Origin of the sequence: Sphaerisporangium sp. NBC_01403 (assembly GCF_045040145.1) — a bacterium.
Classification (GTDB): Bacteria; Actinomycetota; Actinomycetes; order Streptosporangiales; family Streptosporangiaceae; genus Sphaerisporangium; species Sphaerisporangium viridialbum.
The window spans coordinates 4,147,151-4,165,094 of sequence record NZ_CP109534.1 but is presented as its reverse complement, the minus strand read 5'-3'; the positions used below and the strand labels follow the sequence as shown (position 1 = coordinate 4,165,094).

The window sequence follows — 17,944 nt, the reverse complement described above, 5'->3', positions numbered from 1 at the left end:
TACCTTGAGCGATAGCGATCTTTTAACCCTAAGTGTGGTGTTATGGCGCCGAACCTCTGGCGAGCGGGTCTGTCGTTGCCGTTGACCTTTCTGCTGCTCGCCGCAGTGCCGGGGGTGGCGGACGCCGTACGCGCGGCGCCGGGGCAGCGGGACGCGCGCCCGCTGCTGGAACGTTCCGGGGCCGCGGCGGCCAGGGTGTACTACGTGGACTCCAGGAAGGGCGACGACGACGCGCCGGGCACCTCGCCCGGCAAGGCCTGGCGCTCGCTCGACCGGGCCGGCTCCGCCCGCCTGCGGCCGGGCGACACGCTGCTCCTGCGGCGGGACGGCCGGTGGAAGGGCACGCTGACGCTCAGGGGCAAGGGAACGGACGCGCGGCACATCACGGTGGGCTCGTACGGCAAGGGCGCCCGGCCGAGGATCAGCGGCAGGGACGGGGACTGCGTGGTGGTCGAGGGGTCCTACTGGCGGATCTCCGACCTGCGGGCGAGCGACTGCGGGTGGGGCGGCTTCCGGATCGACGGCCGCCACAACGACCTGTGGGACGTGTACGCCGACCGCAACGTGGCGGGCGTCTGGGTGACGGAACGGGGCGCCCACAACGTCATCCGCAACAGCCAGATGATCGGCAACGACCGGATGAGCGTCGACGACCCGGAGCCGGACAACGACTCAGGCGCGTTCGGAGTGCTGCTGAACGGCGACGACAACCGCGTCGTGGGCAACCTGATCGTGGGCAGCTACGCCGCGAGCCAGGACTACATCTCCGACGGCGCGGCCGTCGAGGTGTACGACGGCGACCGCAACGTCGTCGCGCACAACGTCGCCCGTGACAACGAGACCTTCACCGAGCTCGGCCACAGCCCCGGCGGGACGGCCACGGGGAACCTCTTCGCCAACAACGTGGTGACCTCGGAGCGGAAGCGGGGCTCGTTCCTGATCACCCGCGGCGCCGGGCACGCCGTCGGGCCGGTCACGGGCACGGTGGCGGTCAACAACTCGGTGTACCTCCCGGCGCGCAGGACCATCGGCGTCTCCTGCGCCGACGGCTGCTCCCCGAAGATCCTCGTGCTGCGCAACAACGCCATCAAGGTCGGCGGCGCGCTTGGATTCGAGGACGGCTCGGGGATCGACGACGCGGGCGGCGTCTACGACGGCAGGACCCTGGGCCTCAAGCTCGGCCACCGGTCGATCCACGAGGATCCCGGCTTCCGCAGCCGCCATGACCTGCGGCTACGTCCCGGGGCGCCCGCCATCGGCCAGGGGGTGCCGCTCGGGCCCTCGTGGTACGGCGGCGCGGGGCTGGCGCACGACGCGGCGGGACGGGTCATGCCCCACTCGAAGAACCCAGACGCGGGCGCCTATCAATACTGAATTGGATTTATTTCGGACATATCTTCGGAACATCGCCGAAACCTCGATCCAGGACGCTGTGTGGCGTGGTGCAGTAGATGAAAGAAACAGGAGGTCGGCCCGTATACGTGGCTCGGCTGCATATACAGAGGTGGTGGTGACGGTGCTACGGATCCGGGTTTCGCTTCCCGACCGCCCGGGGGTGCTTGGACAGGTGGCCCGGTCGTTCGGGGTCCTCGGCGCGGACATCCTCCAGGTGACGGTCCTGGAGCGGGAGGGCGGCCGGGCGGTGGACGACTTCACCCTGTCGTGGCCGGGCGGGTTCGCGGCCGACGAACTGCGCGAGCGCCTGTCGGTGGTGCCGGGGGTGCGCATCGAGGGCGTGTGGCCCACCAGGGAGTCGCCGGGCACGAGCCCCGACTACGACCTGCTCGGCCATGTGGTCTCCGACTCCGAGCGGGCCTTCGTGACCCTGGTCGACGCGGCCCCCGACCTGGTGGGCGCCGAGTGGGCGGTCGCCGTGGACTCCGACACCGGCGCCGTCGTGCACGGGAGCTGGCAGGCGCCCGGCGTGGACGAGATGCCCGACCTCACGCCCCTGCGCCCCGCGGCGTTCAGCGAGGGGCCGCTGCACCTGCTGAGCCTGCCGGTGAAGAGCGCGGGCCTGCACCTCGTCGTGGCGCGCACGGAAGGCCCGGCCTTCCACCAGGTGGAGCTGGACAAGGTCGTGCGGGTGGTGGAGATCGTCTCCCAGCTCGCGGGCTCGGCGGCCGACCGCACGGTGGTCTAGCGGCGGGGCGGGTCGATCCTGTTGCCCTCCGGGGTGAACAGCATGAGCCTGCTGAGGTCCACGGCCACGCGGCCGTGCTCCCCGGCGCGCCACACCGGGCGCGAGCCCAGGCGCACGACGAGGTCGGCCCGGCGGTGGGTGCCGCTGCCGGCCGCCGCGGGGGCGACGTGCTCGGGTGCCTGCTCCTCATCGCCGGACATCAGGCGCCGCATCATCGACCGCACCTTGCCCGTGGCGCCGCCCGCGGCGTTGGCGTGCCCGTTGGCGGCGGCCCTCGGCGCGGGCTCGGGAGCGGGCACCACGGGGATGCCGACCTCCAGGTAGGCGAGCCATTCGTGCCCGTGGTACTCCAGCGTCCGTACCCTGCCGCTGAAGTGCGGGCCGTCGACGCCTTCGGGGATGGGGGTCAGCCCGTCGGGGCGGATGCCGACGATGATCTGGCTGCCGGTGTGCTGCGAGACCGCGTAGGCCCGGGGGTCGGTCCAGGGCATCGTGATCTGGTGGAGCCCGAAGTCCAGCATGATGTACTGGTTCTGCGGGGTCTTGACCGTCGCCGACAGCAGGTTGAGCTGCTGCGAGCTGAGGAAGGCCGCCACGAACGCCGTCGCGGGGTCGTTGTAGATCTGCCCGGGGGTGCCGACGTCCTGCAGGACGCCGCGGTTCATGATGGCGATGCGGTCGGCCAGGGTGAGTGCCTCCACCTGGTCGTGCGTGACGTAGATGGTCGTCACGCCGAGCGCCCGCACCAGCGACGAGATCTCCATGCGTAACTCGGTGCGCATGCCCGCGTCGAGGTTCGACAGCGGCTCGTCCATGAGGAACAGCGACGGCTGCCTGACGATGGCGCGTCCCATCGCGACACGCTGCCGCTGGCCGCCCGAGAGCGTTCCAGGACGGCGATCCAGCGTCTCGTCGATGTGGAGCGCCCGGGACAGCTCGGTGACGCGTTCCCTCACCATGGCGGGATCGGCCTTGGCGATCTCCAGCGGGAAGGAGATGTTCCCCCGGACCGTGCGGTGGGGGTAGAGGGCGCCGTTCTGGAAGACCATCGCGACATCCCGGTCACGGGGCGCCAGGTCATTGGCGATCCGCCCGTCAAGGTAGAGATCCCCGGAAGTGATCTCCTCGAGACCCGCGATCATCCGCAGCAGCGTGGACTTTCCGCAGCCGGATGGGCCGAGCAGGACGAGCAGTTCGCCCTCTTCCGCGCGCAGGCTCATGCGATCGACCGCGAGATGCCCCCCGGGGTACACCTTTGTCACGCTGTCGAGAACGACGGTACTCATCGTCACTCGTTCCTCCCGGGCATCAAAACCCGGATCCCAGCCGTCATTGTGATTGATGAGGTAGTACATCGCGTCGTGGGCCACTGTGTCCATACATGAGGTGAGAAATCGCTCATCTGCTGGTTACTTGACCGTTGCCTGTCTGTAGAGGTCAGGACAGACAGGAAAGACGGCGCCGCCGGGGGTGGCGGCTCAGGCACCCCCGGGGTGCCCGGACGCGGGCCGGCGCGCTGGTCCGCGCGGGTAATGCGGACGTAATGACAGACGTGTCACAATTTGCAGAAAGTTTCCGAAAGGTCTTTCATGTCTGTTCACATGGCTGTTACGTTCCGCGTACCCCGGTGATCCCGTCTGCCCTCGGGGACGCGGACGGGGTCGGCCGATCCTCTGGGCAATGAAGCTGAGCAAGGAGTGCACAAAATGCGGCGAGGCATCTCGGTCGCGGCGACAGCCGCGGCGCTCGCGCTGGCGGTCTCCGCCTGTGGCGGCGAGGACACCACCAATCAGTCGGCCGCTCCGGCCACGACCGCCGGCGCCGCTGACGTCTCCGGCGAGGTGACATGGTGGGACACCTCTGACGCCACCAACGAGGGTCCCGTGTTCAAAGAGGTGATCGCCGACTTCCAGGCGAAGTACCCGAAGATCAAGGTCAACTACGTCAACGTCCCCTTCGCCGACGCGCAGAACAAGTTCAAGACGGCCGCGCAGAGCGGCGCCGGCGCGCCGGACGTGCTCCGCGCCGACGTCGGCTGGGTGGCCGAGTTCGCCTCCCTCGGCTACCTCGCCCCGCTCGACGGCACCCCGGCCCTCGACCAGCCCGAGGACTTCCTCCCGAGCCCGGCGGGCAGCGGCAAGTACGACGGCAAGACGTACGGCGTCCCGCAGGTCACCGACACGCTGGGCCTGCTGTACAACAAGGAGCTGCTGAAGAAGGCCGGCCACGACGCCCCGCCGAAGACCTTCGAGGAGCTCAAGCAGTTCGCGCTGGACGTCAAGTCCAAGGCGGGGGCCGAGGGCCTGGCGCTGAACGTCGACGCCTACTTCCTGCTGCCGTTCATCTACGGCGAGGGCGGCGACCTGCTCGACGTCGACACCAAGAAGATCACCGTCGCCTCCCCGCAGTCGGTGGCGGGCCTCAAGGTGGTCGAGGACCTGATCAAGTCCGGCGCCGCGTCCAAGCCCGCGATCCAGGACAGCTACACCAACGCGGAGACCGCCTTCAAGGAGGGCAAGGCCGCGATGATCTTCAACGGCCCGTGGTCGAACACCGACAACCTCGGCGGCAAGGTCTTCAAGGACAAGCCCGACAACTTCGGCATCGCCCCGGTCCCGGCCGGCTCGGTCAAGGCGGGCGCCCCGACCGGCGGCCACGACTACACCGTCTACGCGGGCTCCAAGAGCCTCGACGCGTCGTACCTGTTCGTGAAGTTCATGGACTCCGCCGAGAGCCAGGCCAAGATCGCCGGCAAGCTCGGCCTGCTGCCGACCCGCCAGTCGGCCTACAGCATGCCCGACGCGCAGGGCAACGAGATGATCGGCCGCTGGAAGGAGCCCATGACCGCCGCCGTCGAGCGCCCGTGGATCCCCGAGGCCGGTCAGCTGTTCCAGCCGCTCGTGGAGGGCTACCAGAAGCTCGCCACCGGCGGCACCACCAGCGAGCAGATGGCCCAGGACGTGGCCAAGGCCTACCAGGGCCTGCTCAAGGGCTGGAGCCTGTGACCGATGACGACTCAGGTCGTTGACGGGACGGCCGCGGGCGCTCGCGCCCGCGGCCGTGCCCGCCGCCCGGGGCCGGGCGGGAGGACCGGCAGGTTCCTCTCCAGGCACTGGTACGCCTGGGCCATGTGCGCCCCGGTCGTCATCGTCACGCTCGTGCTGATCGGGTACCCGCTGGTGCGTGGCGTCTACCTGTCGCTCACCGACGCGACCGAGGCCAACATGGGCCGCACGATCGGGATGAACACCATCCCGTCCACGTACGAGTTCGTCGGGCTCTCCAACTACGTCGACATCGTCGGCTCCAGCGAGTTCCTGTCCCGGCTCCTCTGGACGGTGATCTGGACCGTCGTCTGCGTCGGCCTGCACTACGGCATCGGCCTCGGCCTCGCGCTGCTGCTCAACCGGCCGCTGCGGTTCCGGTCGCTCTACCGCATGATGCTCGTGCTCCCGTGGGCCGTGCCGGCGTTCGTCTCGGCGTTCATCTGGCGGTACCTGCTGAACGGCGAGTTCGGCGTCGTCAACGCGATGCTGCGCGCCGCGGGCTTCGGCGGCCTGGACTGGCTGGACGACCCGTTCTGGGCCAAGGTCTCGGTGATCACCGTGAACGTCTGGCTCGGCGTGCCGTTCATGATGCTCGCGCTGCTCGGCGGCCTGCAGGCCATCCCGCGCGAGCTGTACGAGGCGGCCGAGGTCGACGGCGCCACGCCGTGGCAGCGCTTCAGGAACATCACCCTGCCGGGCCTCCGGCCGGTGTCCAGCACGGTGGTCCTGCTCGGCACCATCTGGACCTTCAACCAGTTCCCCGTCATCTACCTGGTCACGCGGGGCGGCCCCGGCGGCTCCAGCGAGATCCTCGTGACCTACGCCTACCGGCAGGCCTTCGAAGGCATCAGGAACTACTCGGGATCGGCCGCGTGGGGTGTGCTCATCCTCGCGCTGCTCGTCGTCATGGCCGTCGTCTACCGCCGCGCGCTGCGCAGGCAGGGGGAGGCATGGTGAGCACCGCAGGTCACGCCGCGGCGCCGCGGGTCAGGGGGCGCGGCTCACGAGGAGCCGGGGCGTCCGCCGCCCTGCACGTCACGTTGGTCCTGGCCAGCCTGATCGCGGTCTTCCCGGTCGCCTGGCTGGTCCTGACCTCCCTCAAGCCGAGGGACGCCTGGCAGTCCACCAAGGTCGAGCTGTTCAACCACCCGAGCCTGGACAACTACACCCAGGTGCTCGGCCAGACGGCGTTCCCGCGCTGGCTGTTCAACTCGCTGCTCGTCGCCGCCATGACGACCGTGCTCGGCGTGGTGCTCTCGGCGACCACCGGCTACGCGGTCAGCCGCTTCCGCTTCCCGGGATTCCGGTCGATCATGTGGATGCTGCTGATCACGCAGATGTTCCCGGTGGCGATCCTGATCGTGCCGATCTACAACCTGATGGCCGGGCTCGGGCTCATCAACCAGTTCCCCGGCCTGGTGATCGCCTACCTGACCTCGACGATCCCCTTCTGCGCCTGGATGATGAAGGGCTACTTCGACACCGTGCCCGTCGAGATCGACGAGGCCGGGCGCGTCGACGGGCTCACCCCCTTCGGCACCTTCTGGCGGCTGATCCTGCCGCTGTCCAAGCCGGGGCTCGCCGTGGCGGCGTTCTACTCCTTCATCACGGCCTGGGCGGAGGTCGCGTACGCGACCGCGTTCATGACGGGCGACGACAAGTACACGCTGGCCGTGGGCATCGGGCAGTTCGTCGGCCAGCACAAGGCCGAGTGGGGCCTGCTCACCGCGTCCTCTGTGCTGATCGCGGTGCCCGCGGCCGTGGTCTTCCTGCTCGTCCAGCGAAACCTCGTAACCGGCCTGACGGCCGGTGCCACGAAGTCGTAACACCACCGTGGTATCAGAACCTGATATTTCGGAGAATCGGGGGATCCCAATGACCGACGTGGTCCGTGCAGCCCGTCCCGTCGAGACCGGCACCCGCTGGTGGCGGGACGCGGTGATCTACCAGGTCTACGTGCGCAGCTTCGCCGACGGCAACGGCGACGGCGTCGGTGACCTGCTCGGGGTACGCAGCCGGCTCGACTACCTGGCCGGGCTGGGCGTGGACGCCATCTGGCTGACGCCGTTCTACACCTCGCCGATGGCCGACTTCGGGTACGACGTCGCCGACTACCGGGACGTCGACCCGATCTTCGGCACGCTGGCGGACGCCAGGGCGCTGATCGAGGACGCGCACCGGCACGGCATGAAGATCATTACGGACGTGGTGCCGAACCATACCTCCGACCGGCACGCCTGGTTCGTGGAGGCCGTGCAGGCCGGCCCCGGCAGCCCCGAGCGCGAGCGGTACATCTTCCGCGCGGGACGGGGTGAGGCAGGGGAGCTGCCGCCCAACGACTGGGAGTCGGTGTTCGGCGGGCCGGCGTGGACGCGGCTGCCCGACGGTGAGTGGTACCTCCACCTGTTCGCCCCCGAGCAGCCCGACCTGAACTGGGAGAACCCCGAGGTCCACGCGGAGTTCGAGGCGATCCTGCGCTTCTGGCTCGACCTCGGCGTGGACGGCTTCCGCATCGACGTCGCCCACGGCATGGTCAAGGCGGAGGGGCTTCCCGACATCGGGTCGCGCGGCCAGATCGAGATGCTCGGCACCGCGGTGCTGCCGTACTTCGACCAGGACGGCGTCCACGAGATCCACCGGGGCTGGCGCCGCCTGCTCGACTCCTACGACGGGGAGCGCATCGGCGTCGCCGAGGCCTGGGCGCCGTCCCAGGAGCGCCTCGCCCGGTACGTGCGGCCTGACGAGCTGCATCAGGCCTTCAACTTCCACTTCCTGAAGACCCCGTGGGACGCCGGGATGCTGCGCGGGGTGATCGACGAGTCGCTCGCCACCGTCGGGCCCGTCGGCGCGCCGACGACGTGGGTGCTGTCCAACCACGACGTCAAGCGGCACGTCACCAGGTACGGCGACGGCGAACTCGGCCTGCGCCGTGCCAGGGCGGCGGCCCTGATGATGTTCGCCCTGCCCGGCTCCACCTACGTCTACCAGGGCGAGGAGCTCGGCCTGCCCGAGGTGCTCGACCTGCCGGACGAGGTCTGCCAGGACCCGCAGCGCCTGCGGGCCCCCGAGGACGGCCGCGACGGCTGCCGCGTCCCGATCCCGTGGGCCCACTCGGAGCCGCCCTTCGGGTTCAGCCCGCCGGGGATCGAGGAGACCTGGCTGCCGGTCCCGGCCACCTGGGGCCCGCTCAGCGTGGAGTCCCAGCTCGGCGACCCCGGCTCCACGCTGTCGCTCTACCGGGGCGCCCTTCGGCTGCGGCGCGAGCACCCGGCGCTCGGCGACGGCTCCCTGGAGTGGCTGGAGTCCCCGGCCGAGACCCTGGTCTTCGCCCGGGGCGGCACGTTCGTGTGCACGGTGAACACCTCGGGCGAGCCGGTCGAGCTGCCGAGGCCGGGCCGGCTCCTCATCGCCAGCGCCCCCGTGGCAGGAGAGGGCGACGTCGTACGGCTGGCGCCGGATTCCGCCGCATGGTGGGCGCTCGGTGATGCGTAAAGTAGCGGCCATGAACGGTAACGCCCGGCTGTCCGACATCGCAGCCCAGGCGGGCGTGAGCGAGGCCACGGTCAGCCGCGTGCTGAACGGCAAGTCCGGCGTGTCGGCCAGTACGCGCCAGCTCGTCCTGACGGCGCTCGACCTCATGGGGTACGAGCGCCCTCAGCGGCTTCGCCAGCGCAGCAACGGGCTGATCGGGCTGGTCACCCCCGAGCTGGACAACCCGATCTTCCCGGCGTTCGCCCAGTCCATCGAGAAGTCGCTGACCCAGCACGGCTACACGCCCGTGCTCTGCACGCAGAGCCCGGGCGGCGCACCCGAGGACGAGTTCACAGAGCTGCTGCTGGAGCGCGACGTCAGCGGCATCATCTTCGTCTCCGGCCTGCACGCCGACACCACCGCCCGCATGGATCGTTACACCAGGCTGACCGACCGGGGCCTGCCGATCGTGCTCGTCGACGGCTACAGCGAGCACATCGAGGCGCCGTTCATCTCGCCGGACGACCGGCTCGCCTCGCGCCTGGCCGTGCAGCACCTGGTCGACCTCGGGCACGAGCGCATCGGCCTCGCGCTCGGCCAGCGGCGCTTCGTGCCGGTCATCCGCAAGATCGAGGGCTTCACGCAGGCGATGTCGCAGCTGCTCGGGGTCTCGGCCTGCGACGAGCTGATCCAGCACTCGCTGTTCTCCGTGGAAGGCGGCCAGGCCGCGGCGGGCGCGCTGATCGAGCGCGGCTGCACGGGCATCGTCTGCGCGAGCGACCTGATGGCGCTCGGCGCGATCAGGGCCGCGCGCGAGCGGGGCCTGTCGGTGCCGGGTGACGTCTCGGTCGTCGGCTTCGACGACTCCCCGCTGATCGCCTTCACCGACCCGCCGCTCACCACCGTGCGCAAGCCGATCGGCGCGATGGCCTCCGCGGCGGTCCAGACGCTGCTGGAGGAGATCAACGGTGCGGCGCCCAAGAACATCGAGCTGGTCTTCCAGCCCGAGCTCGTCGTCCGAGGCTCCACCGGCTCCGGCCCGCTCGTCAACCGCTGACGATGGGAGTTGAGGAAGCCGACTGTGCGGGCTGATTCCGTTATCAGCACGCTCGGACCTCGATCCAATGGCTCGATGACCATTCGCGAGGACCGCGCTGACCACGTGGAGCTGAGGGCACCTGGATGGTGCCCTCGAGCAGGAGCTCAGAAGTCGAACACGTTCGCGCGGACGCCGGCGAGGAAGGCATTCCACTCGGCTCGGGTGTAGATGATGACCGGCCCATCGGGATGATGGCTGTGCCGAACGGCGATGCGATCGGTGCCGTCAAGGATGGGGCCGGCTTCTACACAGTCACTGCCGCCGTTCGGGCTTAGCGTCTGCGGTTGTATGGAGGCTCGCTGTGCCCATTGGATGCCCATCGAGCGCACCTATGCGATGTTTCCGCTGGTTAGAGTCGCATTGTGATGGGTCTGTAAAACCGTCGGCTCAGCCTACACAGGTTCGAACCCTGGACCTGCCACCAGCAGAAACAGCAGCTCAGAGGCCCTCCTGGGCCTCTTCTGCTTTCCGGGATCGTGCAGTCAGGGCAGCCAGAAGCGGCCGTATGTCAGTGCTCCCAGAATGTACGCGGAATGGATCACGGGCCGTTTGACCAGGTAAGACACCATGATCCGGGACATCCACGGAATGGTCCACGCCCTGGAAACGCCGAAAGGTCCCGGAGATCATCCGGGATCTTCCATGCCACACATGGCGAGTCTCAGGCCGCAAGCACGTCCTCGATCCGCTTGTTCGCGATCTTCTTCTGTCGTCGACGCACTTGGCGTAGACACGGAGGAGGACATCCACCCCGTGGGCCGGCCCGGGGTCGGGGTACAGGGCCGGGTGCCCGCCCATAGCAGGAGCGCGAGGCAGCTGATCGCGGTCCCCAGTGCGCACACGGCACCCCAGCCAGCCGCCGCATAGAGAGCGGTCGAGGCGATGGCTCCGAAGGCGCTGCCGAGCGAGTAGAAGACCATGTAGCCGCCGATCAGTCGGCTGCCCGCGTCCGGGCGAAGTGTGTAGATCAGGCTCTGGTTGGTGACGTGGACCGCCTGCACGGCGAGGTCGAGGACGATCACGCCGACCACCAGTGCCCATAGTGACTGTCGGGCGAAGGTCAGGGGTAGCCACGAGGCGACGAGCAGGGCCAGGCCGAATCCGGTGGTCCGCTGGGAGAGCCCGCGATCGTTTAGGCGGCCGGCTGCGGTCGCAGCCAGGGCGCCTGCGGCTCCCACCAGTCCGAACGCGCCGATTGCCGTGTGGGACAGAGACAGCGGAGGCGCGCTCAGCGGTAGCGCGATGCAGCTCCACAGGGTGCTGAAGGCGGCGAAGATGAGCAGGGCGAGCAGGGCACGGAGCCGAAGGAGGCGCTCCTGTGCGAACAAGGAGAGCGTGGAGCGCAAGAGCTGTCCGTAGTGCATGGACGGTGCAGCGGTGTCACGGGGTGGCAGGGCATGGTGCAGTGCCAGGACGAGCACGCAGGTGAGGGCCGCCGAGGTGAGGTAGACGGAGCGCCAGCCGGCGAGGTCGGCCAGGAGGCCGGATACGGTGCGGGCAAGCAGGATGCCGGTGACCACACCGCTGGTCACGAGGCCGACGACGCGTCCGCGTTGCGCCGGTGGGGCGAGCGAAGCAGCGAAGGCCACCAACGTCTGAGTCACCACCGCGAGGAGTCCCACAGCGGCCATACCCGCAAGCAGGAGCGCCGCGATGGTGGCGGTGCCGACCACCATCAGCGCCGCCGCCAGCAGGAGCAGCTGCATCACGATGAGGCGCCTGCGGTCGACCAGGTCGCCCAGCGGCACGATGAAGAACAGTCCCAGCCCGTAACCAAGTTGTGTGAGGGTGACGACGGCACCGAGTGTCGCCGGGCTGATCGCGAAGTCACGGCCCAGTGTCACCAGGAGGGGCTGCGCGAAGTAGACGTTGGCCACCGCAGTCCCACAGGCGATGGCGAAGAGCAGGGTGACGCCTCGGGGTAGCGCGAAGCTGGGAGTCCCCTCGTTCGTGCCCGCGGTCCTCGGTGTCGTGGTCTCGTCGTTACTGGCCACTCGGCGCCCTTCGGAAATTGGTTTCATCTTGCTACCAGATGGAACGCTAGTCGTTCTGGTAGCATGTTGCAACCGATGTGAATGTGGAGGGTGTCATGGTCAGGCGGACGCGTTTCAATGACAGCGACTGTCCCGTCGCGCGATCAGTCGACGCGATCGGCGACTGGTGGTCCTTGTTGATCGTGCGGGACGCGTTTGACGGCAGCCGCCGCTTCGGAGAGTTCCAACGCAGCCTCGGCGTCGCCAAGAACATCCTCACCACGCGTCTGCGCGTCTTGGTCGCCGGCGGCATCCTGGACGTCATCCCGGCCTCCGACGGCAGTTCCTACCACGAGTACGTTCTGACGCCGAAGGGCAAAGACCTCTTCCCCGTCATCGTGGCGCTGCGGCAGTGGGGCGAAGGACACTTCTTCGAGCCCGATGAACCGCATTCGGAGATGATCGACCGCCAGCGCGGGCGGCCCCTGCGCGTACTAGAGGTCCGCTCCGCAGATGGGCGACGGCTCGACCCCGATGACACCACCGTCAACAAGGTCAATCAGCCCAGAACGCTGACCGGGACAAGGTCCGAGTAGCCTTCTGACGCAATCGTGGCGCGACGGCCCCAACCAGCTGGCCCCAATTCTTACCGCCATAACGCCGACCAAGCGGCGAGTAGACCTGAACGACCTTCGCGGATTTCGGTCAGCGGAACTCCTCGATCGAACCCACGTCGACAGTTCGGGCTCTCGTGTCCCCCGCGTTTGACGAACTCCTGCCAGTCGCACGTGGACTGAGTAAGCGCACAACGGCACATCGCAGGACCCCGCACAGGAAACCCCGAACCACCCACCCGCTCTCAACCTCGCTGGAGCCTGGAAACGCAAGAGCTCGATCGTGCGTGCCGCACCGATGTGTGGGCCTACCCGGGGAGCAGGGTGAAGGCGGGGACGTGGACAGGGCGGACCACGGAGAAGTCACGGACATCGATGGTCATCACTTCGGTGACGCGCATCCGCTCCGCCACGGTGACCACTGAGGCGTCGGCGGCACCCAGGGGAAGATCGTGGTAGCGCTCGACGAGGACTGCGATTCTTGAGAGGTCGGACTCAGTGAGATCGACGAGCCGAAACCAGCCGGACTCAAAGTAGCCGGATGAACGCCGCCTCTGCCTTGGGGCCACCGAGCTTGCCGATCATGTAGCAGCTCTCACCGGCGACGAAGCTGGGGACGAGCAACGGTCGGTTGGCCTTGCGGAGCCGCATGAACTCCTGTATGCAGCCCTCGTGATTCTTGTCGTCCTGGAAGGCCGCTGCCACGATCGGGCCGGTGTCGACGACGATCACGCTTCGCGCCCGTACCCTTCGGCGAGGATCTCTTCCACTCGTTCGGATGCGTCGCTCCGGCCCGCACGGAACGCACCGAAGAAGGCGGGCAGACCATCAGGGCCGAGCTCCGGCTCCTCCGATCTCCCACCATCATGGCTGTTCGCGATGACCGCGCCGGGCCTGCGCAGGTGAACCGGCGCCGTTGGGAGGACGAGGCGGCTGGGGCACATGGGACGCTCGCCTATGGTCAACGCTCGCGGCCGGGGTGACGTTCGGGACGGGTAGGGGGTCCGGTGAGATCGTCTTGTCCGGGATCTGGTCAGGCCTTCTGGGGCGAGGCTTCGGGCCGAGCGGTGTCCCCCGCAGGGGACCGCCGCACGTCGGGTACCAGGAGCACGGCGAGATTGGCCGCGGCGACCAGTGCCGCGCCGATGAGCAGCGGGGCCATGGTGCCGGTCAGCGCGGCCACGGGGGCGGCGACGGCCAGGCCCAGTGGCCGGGCGGCGAAGGAGATGAGCGCGTCGAAGGACCCCACCCGTCCCAGCGCCTCCTCGGGGATGCGCTCCTGCATGGTCGTCTCCCACAGCGGGCTGAGCACGCCGAGGCCGAACATGGCCGCGCAGTAGGCGACCGTGACGACCGCCATCGGCATCCGTACCGCGAAAGCCGCCATCGGCAGCGCGTACGCGGCGGCCCCGAACGCGACGGCCACCAGCGGACGGCGGACGGGGAGCCGGGGCGCGGCATAGATGCCGGCCAGCATGCCCACGGTGCCGAGCTGGGCGATGATCACCCAGGAGGTCGCGCCGCCCATGTGGCGCACCGCGATGAGCGGGCCCAGGGTGAGCAGGAATCCGGCGGCCAGATGCCATACCCCGTGGCCCAGCACGTTGGCCAGGAACCACGGGTGGCGGCGGGTCTCCGTCCATCCTCCGCGCAGTTCCCCGAGGAAGGCTCCGCGCCGGTTCCGCCGGGGGGCGCGGTGCGGGCGCAGGCCGCCGAGCGTGAGCGCGGAGACCGCGAACAGCGCGCCTGTCAGGAGCGAGGACCAGCCGGCACCCACCGCCAGTATCAGTGATCCGGCCATGGCGGGGCCGGCCATCTGGGCGAGCCCGGCGGCCACACCCAGCCGCGTGTTGATCCGCAGGCGCCCGGGGCCCGGCACCACCGCCGTGACCAGCGTCCGCACCGCCGGTGTCCCGAAGGCCACCCCGGCGCCGGTGATCGCCGACAGTGCCGCCAGATCCGGGATTCGCACCAGGCCGGCGAGCAGTTCGGCCGCGATCCCGAGTTGGGCGGCGCAGCGTACGAGGTCGGCGGCCAGGACGACCCGTTGCGGCGGGAAGCGGTCGGCGACCACACCCGCCACGGGTAGCAGGACCAGCAATGGCAGCAGCTCACAGGACAGGATCAGGCCGAGATCCGCCGCCGAGTCGGTGGCCTGGATGACCGCGAGTGTCAACGTCGTGGGGATCAGCGCGGTGGCCAGTGCCGCGATGGTCCGGCCGGCCAGCAGCCGGGAGGTGGAGGAGTTCACGGCTGAAAAGTATTTCGCTGACGAATCTTTTGTCAACGAAATACTTGCTGGCGTAGCATACTGAGGTGATGGAGGACTCCGTCGATCGGCACCTCGCCCGCTGGCGCGACAAGGCGCCCTTCGACGAGCGAGTCGAGGCGATCATCACCCGTATCCAGCTCCTGGCCAGGCACGTTGGCCACGCTAAGGACCGGGCCCTGGCCGAGGTCGGCCTGCAGGGATTCGAGTTCGAGACGCTGCACCGCCTTGCCTCGCGCGGAAGGCCCTGGCGGGCCACGCCGTCCGAGCTGGCCACCGAGCTGATGGTCTCGCCGGCCGGGATCACCGGCCGGCTCGAAACCCTTGAGAACGCGGGCCTGGTCCGCAGGCTCCGGGGCGCCGAGGACCGGCGGCGCGTCGACGTGGAGCTCACCGAGCTGGGGTACGCCCGCTGGTTCGCCGCCATGGAGCTCCGCGGCACGGCCGAGGACGCGATGGTGAGGCCTCTGGACCACGCCGAGCAGGACGCGCTCATCGCCCTGCTCAAGCGCATGCTCGTTCAGATGGAGTCCGGGCGCTGAACCGGGCCGGCGGGAGGAGGGAAGCCTGTGGAGCCGCTTTCGTGCGAACCTCGCCGCGGTCGCCGCGGGTAAGTTGTTTCGCGCGGAATACGTGTGCTGGGTGGGTTGAATGTGTTTCGGGATCTCATCTGAGGTTGTGGAGGGGCGATGAGTTCAGCCGGCACTGTGCCGTACGACGTCGTCGTGGTCGGGGGCGCCGGGGTCGACACGACGGTGTACGTGCCGGAGCTGCCGCTGCCGTACGCCGACACCTACGGCGTGCCGCCCGTGGTCGACCGCATCGGCAACACCGGAAGCGGGGTGCTCCTCGGCTGCCACGCCCTCGGCCTGCGGGCCAGGCTGATCGACCTGATCGGAGACGACCCGCAGGGCGCGCTCATCCGCGCCCACCTGGCCGCGCGCGGCGCCGACTTCGGGTGGGAGATCGTGCCCGAGGGCACCCGGCGCAGTGTGCTGCTGGTCGGCCCCGACGGGCGGCGGCTCTCGCTGTACGACCCGCGCGCCGCGGCCGGGCAGCGCCTGCCTCGCGACCTCTACCTCCCCGCGATCAGCCGGGCGCGGCACGTCCATGTGTCCATCACCGACTTCTCCCGCCACCTGTACCCCGAGCTGCTGGAGCTGGGGGTCCCGGTCTCGACCGACCTGCACGACTGGGACGGTGTGAACGGCTACCACGCGGACTTCGCGTACTCCTCCGACGTGGTCTTCCTGTCGGCGGCCAAGCTCCCCGGCCCGGCTCCGGTGATGCGCGACATCCTGTCGCGTGGCCGCGCCTCCCTGGTCGTCTGCACGGCCGGCGCGTCCGGGGCGTACCTCCTCGGCGACGCGTCCGGCGAGGTGGAGCACTTCCCGGCCGCGCCGCTTCCCGGCCCGGTGGTCGACAGCAACGGCGCGGGCGACGCGTTCGTCTCGGGGTTCCTCTACGGCCGCCTGCGCGGCCTGCCGCCGGGGGAGTGCGTGCGGCTCGGTGCCGTCGCCGGGGCCCACGCCTGCAGCGCCGAGGGCACCCACGAGAGCCCCATCGACGAGGAGACCCTGCTCAAGCGCCTGCCTCCGGCCTGAGCGGGGTCACTTCAGCAGGCCGACTCCACGGGCGATGACCAGCACGGACAGCAGGAGGGCCGACACCGACTCCGCCGCCATGAGCAGCTTGGCCCGTGCCGACAGGGGCATCGTGTCGGTGGGGCTGAACGCCGAGGAGTTCGTCACCGACACGTAGAAGTAGTCGACGAACCCGGGGGTCCAGCCCGCCTTCACCGAGGAGCGCGCGGCCACCTCCCTGACGGCGTCGTGGTCCTCGTCCTGGGGGAACCGGAAGTCGGCGAGCGGCAGATCGCGGCCCCGCGCCTGCGTGCGCTGGACGGGCCCGCCGCGGTCGAGCTCCCAGTACGCCATCGCGAAGATGATGATGTTGGTCAGCCACACCTGCCCGGCCGCGAGCAGCAGTTGCCTGCCGTTCTCGGTGCTCCCGGCGACGAGCTGCTCCACGAGCAGCACCAGCGCCACCGCGTTGGTGACCGCGATGAGGAGCACCAGCATGATGGACAGGCGTCGCAGCAGGCGGTTCTCCCGGCGCATCCGCCAGGGGTTCACCGCGACCAGCGGGACGAACAGCAGCAGCTCCAGCGCGGGCACGACGAACCTCGGCCCGAGGATGAGGTGGCTCGGCAGCGCCGCGTACAGCGTGATGGCGACCACCACCGCGCACGCCGCGGGCAGCCGGGGCTCGCCGGGATGCCCCTCGTGCTCGGCCCGCCGCCCCGGAGGAGGGGCGTCGTCGTCCTGCTCCGAACGCTGATCGTCAGCGCGCTGCCCCGTGCGCCGCTCGGCTCGCTGCGCCATCTGCGGGCCCTCTCCCTAGGTCGTCGCCCGGCCGCGCGTCGCGCGGCCCGCCCGTGACGTACGGGCCGGTCACAGCCCTTTGCCCTGGGAAGAGCGGTCTAGGCCCGTGAGCCGGAGGACGACCCCTGATCTACAACGTGAAGGTCCGGGAATCGAGATTCCCGGAAAGGCGCATTCCGCTGTCAGAGGTGGCAGATGACGACCAGGCAGCTTTTGAGGGTGACGTCGTCGATGACGGGTCCCGAGGCGCCCGGGACGGTGCTGGCGAATCGCACGGTGGTGGACAGGCCGGACGCGACGAAAGACACCTTCTGCCGGGTGTACTCCATCTCGGGGAAAGTCTTGCCCGTGGTGTCGAACGAGAACTTTCCCACCACTTCATCGTTGACCTGAATTTCACCGGTCTTCACCGCCGGCCCCGTCGCGGGATTTCCCGCGAGCCGGTAGCCGAGCTCGTACTTGACCCGTGGGAGCGTGCTGAAGGTCTGGGAGATGGTGCCCGCGCCATAGCCGTTCAGGTCGAGCGACTGGACGCCGTCGGCCGCCTGCCAGAACCCCTGGCCCACCAGGTCGACGGTGCCGGCGGTCACGCTCCACGCCCCCATGGGCTGGCCGGAGGAGAAGGTCTGGAACGCGTTGGCCCTGACCACGGGGGTCTCGAAGCTGCCGTTGCTTCCCGCGGTCGCGTCGGCGGGCGCGGCCGTCACCGTGGCCAGCGCGGCCAGCGCGCTCAGCAGCCCCGTTCCGGTGCGCGACCGCCGCCACCGGTTGCCGCGCCGTGCCCAGCGAGGGCCCTGCCCGGCCGTGCGACCTTTCATCCGGATGCTCGGAACGGTCATCGTCGTCCTTTCCGTCGTCCGCCGCATTCACGCCGGAGCGTCATGCCGACCGGCTTCCGGACCGATCCGTGAATTCACCGGCCGGGCGGTGCCGAGAACAGGAAG

17 protein-coding genes are annotated in these 17,944 nt (G+C 69.4%); 10 read left to right on the top strand and 7 right to left on the bottom strand.

Translation table 11 applies throughout. The features are described from left to right. Positions 1-42 precede the first annotated feature (42 nt). Together OG589_RS18835 and OG589_RS18830 are read left to right on the top strand one after the other, a co-directional pair. Positions 43-1,374, top strand: a complete 1,332-nt coding sequence (locus OG589_RS18835; protein ID WP_405150771.1) for a right-handed parallel beta-helix repeat-containing protein — start codon at positions 43-45, stop codon at positions 1,372-1,374. A 136-nt stretch (positions 1,375-1,510) separates the two neighbouring features. Then, complete coding sequence (locus OG589_RS18830; RefSeq protein ID WP_405150769.1) at positions 1,511-2,143, top strand: amino acid-binding protein; 633 nt, start codon at positions 1,511-1,513, stop codon at positions 2,141-2,143. On the opposite strand, the gene OG589_RS18825 is transcribed toward OG589_RS18830, so the two are convergent. Then, complete coding sequence (locus tag OG589_RS18825) at positions 2,140-3,429, bottom strand: ABC transporter ATP-binding protein (protein ID WP_405150768.1); 1,290 nt, start codon at positions 3,427-3,429, stop codon at positions 2,140-2,142. The genes OG589_RS18830 and OG589_RS18825 overlap by 4 nt on opposite strands. A 420-nt stretch (positions 3,430-3,849) precedes the next feature. On the opposite strand from OG589_RS18825, the gene OG589_RS18820 reads away from it, so the two are divergent. The 5 genes from OG589_RS18820 to OG589_RS18800 are packed head-to-tail and all read left to right on the top strand — an operon-like array spanning position 3,850 to position 9,718. After that, the gene (locus OG589_RS18820; RefSeq protein WP_405150766.1) at positions 3,850-5,148 is read left to right on the top strand and encodes an extracellular solute-binding protein; all 1,299 of its coding nucleotides are present in this window, start codon (positions 3,850-3,852) and stop codon (positions 5,146-5,148) included. A gap of 3 nt (positions 5,149-5,151) precedes the next feature. After that, positions 5,152-6,147 (top strand): carbohydrate ABC transporter permease, encoded by a 996-nt coding sequence (locus OG589_RS18815; protein ID WP_405150764.1) that lies wholly within the window; start codon positions 5,152-5,154, stop codon positions 6,145-6,147. Beyond that, the gene (locus tag OG589_RS18810; protein WP_405150762.1) at positions 6,141-7,016 is read left to right on the top strand and encodes a sugar ABC transporter permease; all 876 of its coding nucleotides are present in this window, start codon (positions 6,141-6,143) and stop codon (positions 7,014-7,016) included. Before OG589_RS18815 ends, OG589_RS18810 begins: the two co-directional genes overlap by 7 nt. A gap of 49 nt (positions 7,017-7,065) precedes the next feature. Next, positions 7,066-8,682: a glycoside hydrolase family 13 protein gene (locus tag OG589_RS18805; protein ID WP_405150761.1), complete on the top strand. Its 1,617-nt coding sequence runs from the start codon at positions 7,066-7,068 to the stop codon at positions 8,680-8,682. Between the two features lie 10 nt (positions 8,683-8,692). After that, a complete protein-coding gene (locus tag OG589_RS18800; RefSeq protein ID WP_405150759.1) occupies positions 8,693-9,718 on the top strand; it encodes a LacI family DNA-binding transcriptional regulator in 1,026 nt (341 codons plus the stop codon). A gap of 146 nt (positions 9,719-9,864) precedes the next feature. On the opposite strand, the gene OG589_RS18795 is transcribed toward OG589_RS18800, so the two are convergent. Both OG589_RS18795 and OG589_RS18790 read right to left on the bottom strand, forming a co-directional pair. Further along, positions 9,865-10,080, bottom strand: coding sequence for a DUF397 domain-containing protein (locus tag OG589_RS18795; RefSeq protein ID WP_405150758.1), 216 nt, complete (start codon positions 10,078-10,080; stop codon positions 9,865-9,867). A gap of 306 nt (positions 10,081-10,386) precedes the next feature. After that, positions 10,387-11,655, bottom strand: coding sequence for an MFS transporter (locus tag OG589_RS18790; protein ID WP_405152072.1), 1,269 nt, complete (start codon positions 11,653-11,655; stop codon positions 10,387-10,389). 194 nt (positions 11,656-11,849) lie between these two features. On the opposite strand from OG589_RS18790, the gene OG589_RS18785 reads away from it, so the two are divergent. After that, entirely contained in the window at positions 11,850-12,329 is a 480-nt protein-coding gene (locus tag OG589_RS18785; RefSeq protein WP_405150756.1) for a winged helix-turn-helix transcriptional regulator, read from the top strand. Positions 12,330-12,875: 546 nt separating this feature from the next. On the opposite strand, the gene OG589_RS18780 is transcribed toward OG589_RS18785, so the two are convergent. Beyond that, positions 12,876-13,079 carry a hypothetical protein gene (locus OG589_RS18780; protein WP_405150754.1) on the bottom strand — a complete coding sequence of 68 codons (204 nt, stop codon included), beginning with the start codon at positions 13,077-13,079 and terminating at the stop codon, positions 12,876-12,878. Positions 13,080-13,380: 301 nt separating this feature from the next. After that, on the bottom strand, positions 13,381-14,598 hold the full coding sequence (locus OG589_RS18775) for an MFS transporter (RefSeq protein WP_405150752.1): 1,218 nt from the start codon (positions 14,596-14,598) through the stop codon (positions 13,381-13,383). 68 nt (positions 14,599-14,666) lie between these two features. On the opposite strand from OG589_RS18775, the gene OG589_RS18770 reads away from it, so the two are divergent. Next, complete coding sequence (locus tag OG589_RS18770; RefSeq protein WP_405150750.1) at positions 14,667-15,158, top strand: MarR family winged helix-turn-helix transcriptional regulator; 492 nt, start codon at positions 14,667-14,669, stop codon at positions 15,156-15,158. 147 nt (positions 15,159-15,305) lie between these two features. Beyond that, positions 15,306-16,220, top strand: coding sequence for a carbohydrate kinase family protein (locus OG589_RS18765; protein ID WP_405150748.1), 915 nt, complete (start codon positions 15,306-15,308; stop codon positions 16,218-16,220). A 6-nt stretch (positions 16,221-16,226) separates the two neighbouring features. Here the strand turns inward: OG589_RS18765 and OG589_RS18760 are convergent, their stop codons facing one another. Next, entirely contained in the window at positions 16,227-17,000 is a 774-nt protein-coding gene (locus tag OG589_RS18760) for a hypothetical protein (RefSeq protein ID WP_405150746.1), read from the bottom strand. Positions 17,001-17,182: 182 nt separating this feature from the next. Beyond that, positions 17,183-17,839 (bottom strand): choice-of-anchor C family protein, encoded by a 657-nt coding sequence (locus OG589_RS18755; RefSeq protein WP_405150744.1) that lies wholly within the window; start codon positions 17,837-17,839, stop codon positions 17,183-17,185. Between the last annotated feature and the right edge of the window lie 105 nt (positions 17,840-17,944).

Excerpts from the sequence above, each read along its gene's own strand:
- OG589_RS18835 (WP_405150771.1), top strand. The coding sequence starts at position 43 with ATGGCGCCGAACCTCTGGCGAGCGGGTCTGTCGTTGCCGTTGACCTTT.
- OG589_RS18805 (WP_405150761.1), top strand. The coding sequence starts at position 7,066 with ATGACCGACGTGGTCCGTGCAGCCCGTCCCGTCGAGACCGGCACCCGC.
- OG589_RS18815 (WP_405150764.1), top strand. The coding sequence starts at position 5,152 with ATGACGACTCAGGTCGTTGACGGGACGGCCGCGGGCGCTCGCGCCCGC.
- OG589_RS18770 (WP_405150750.1), top strand. The coding sequence starts at position 14,667 with ATGGAGGACTCCGTCGATCGGCACCTCGCCCGCTGGCGCGACAAGGCG.
- OG589_RS18795 (WP_405150758.1), bottom strand. The coding sequence starts at position 10,080 with ATGGGCATCCAATGGGCACAGCGAGCCTCCATACAACCGCAGACGCTA.
- OG589_RS18825 (WP_405150768.1), bottom strand. The coding sequence starts at position 3,429 with ATGAGTACCGTCGTTCTCGACAGCGTGACAAAGGTGTACCCCGGGGGG.
- OG589_RS18820 (WP_405150766.1), top strand. The coding sequence starts at position 3,850 with ATGCGGCGAGGCATCTCGGTCGCGGCGACAGCCGCGGCGCTCGCGCTG.
- OG589_RS18760 (WP_405150746.1), bottom strand. The coding sequence starts at position 17,000 with ATGGCGCAGCGAGCCGAGCGGCGCACGGGGCAGCGCGCTGACGATCAG.
- OG589_RS18800 (WP_405150759.1), top strand. The coding sequence starts at position 8,693 with ATGAACGGTAACGCCCGGCTGTCCGACATCGCAGCCCAGGCGGGCGTG.
- OG589_RS18765 (WP_405150748.1), top strand. The coding sequence starts at position 15,306 with ATGAGTTCAGCCGGCACTGTGCCGTACGACGTCGTCGTGGTCGGGGGC.
- OG589_RS18810 (WP_405150762.1), top strand. The coding sequence starts at position 6,141 with ATGGTGAGCACCGCAGGTCACGCCGCGGCGCCGCGGGTCAGGGGGCGC.
- OG589_RS18785 (WP_405150756.1), top strand. The coding sequence starts at position 11,850 with ATGGTCAGGCGGACGCGTTTCAATGACAGCGACTGTCCCGTCGCGCGA.
- OG589_RS18755 (WP_405150744.1), bottom strand. The coding sequence starts at position 17,839 with ATGACCGTTCCGAGCATCCGGATGAAAGGTCGCACGGCCGGGCAGGGC.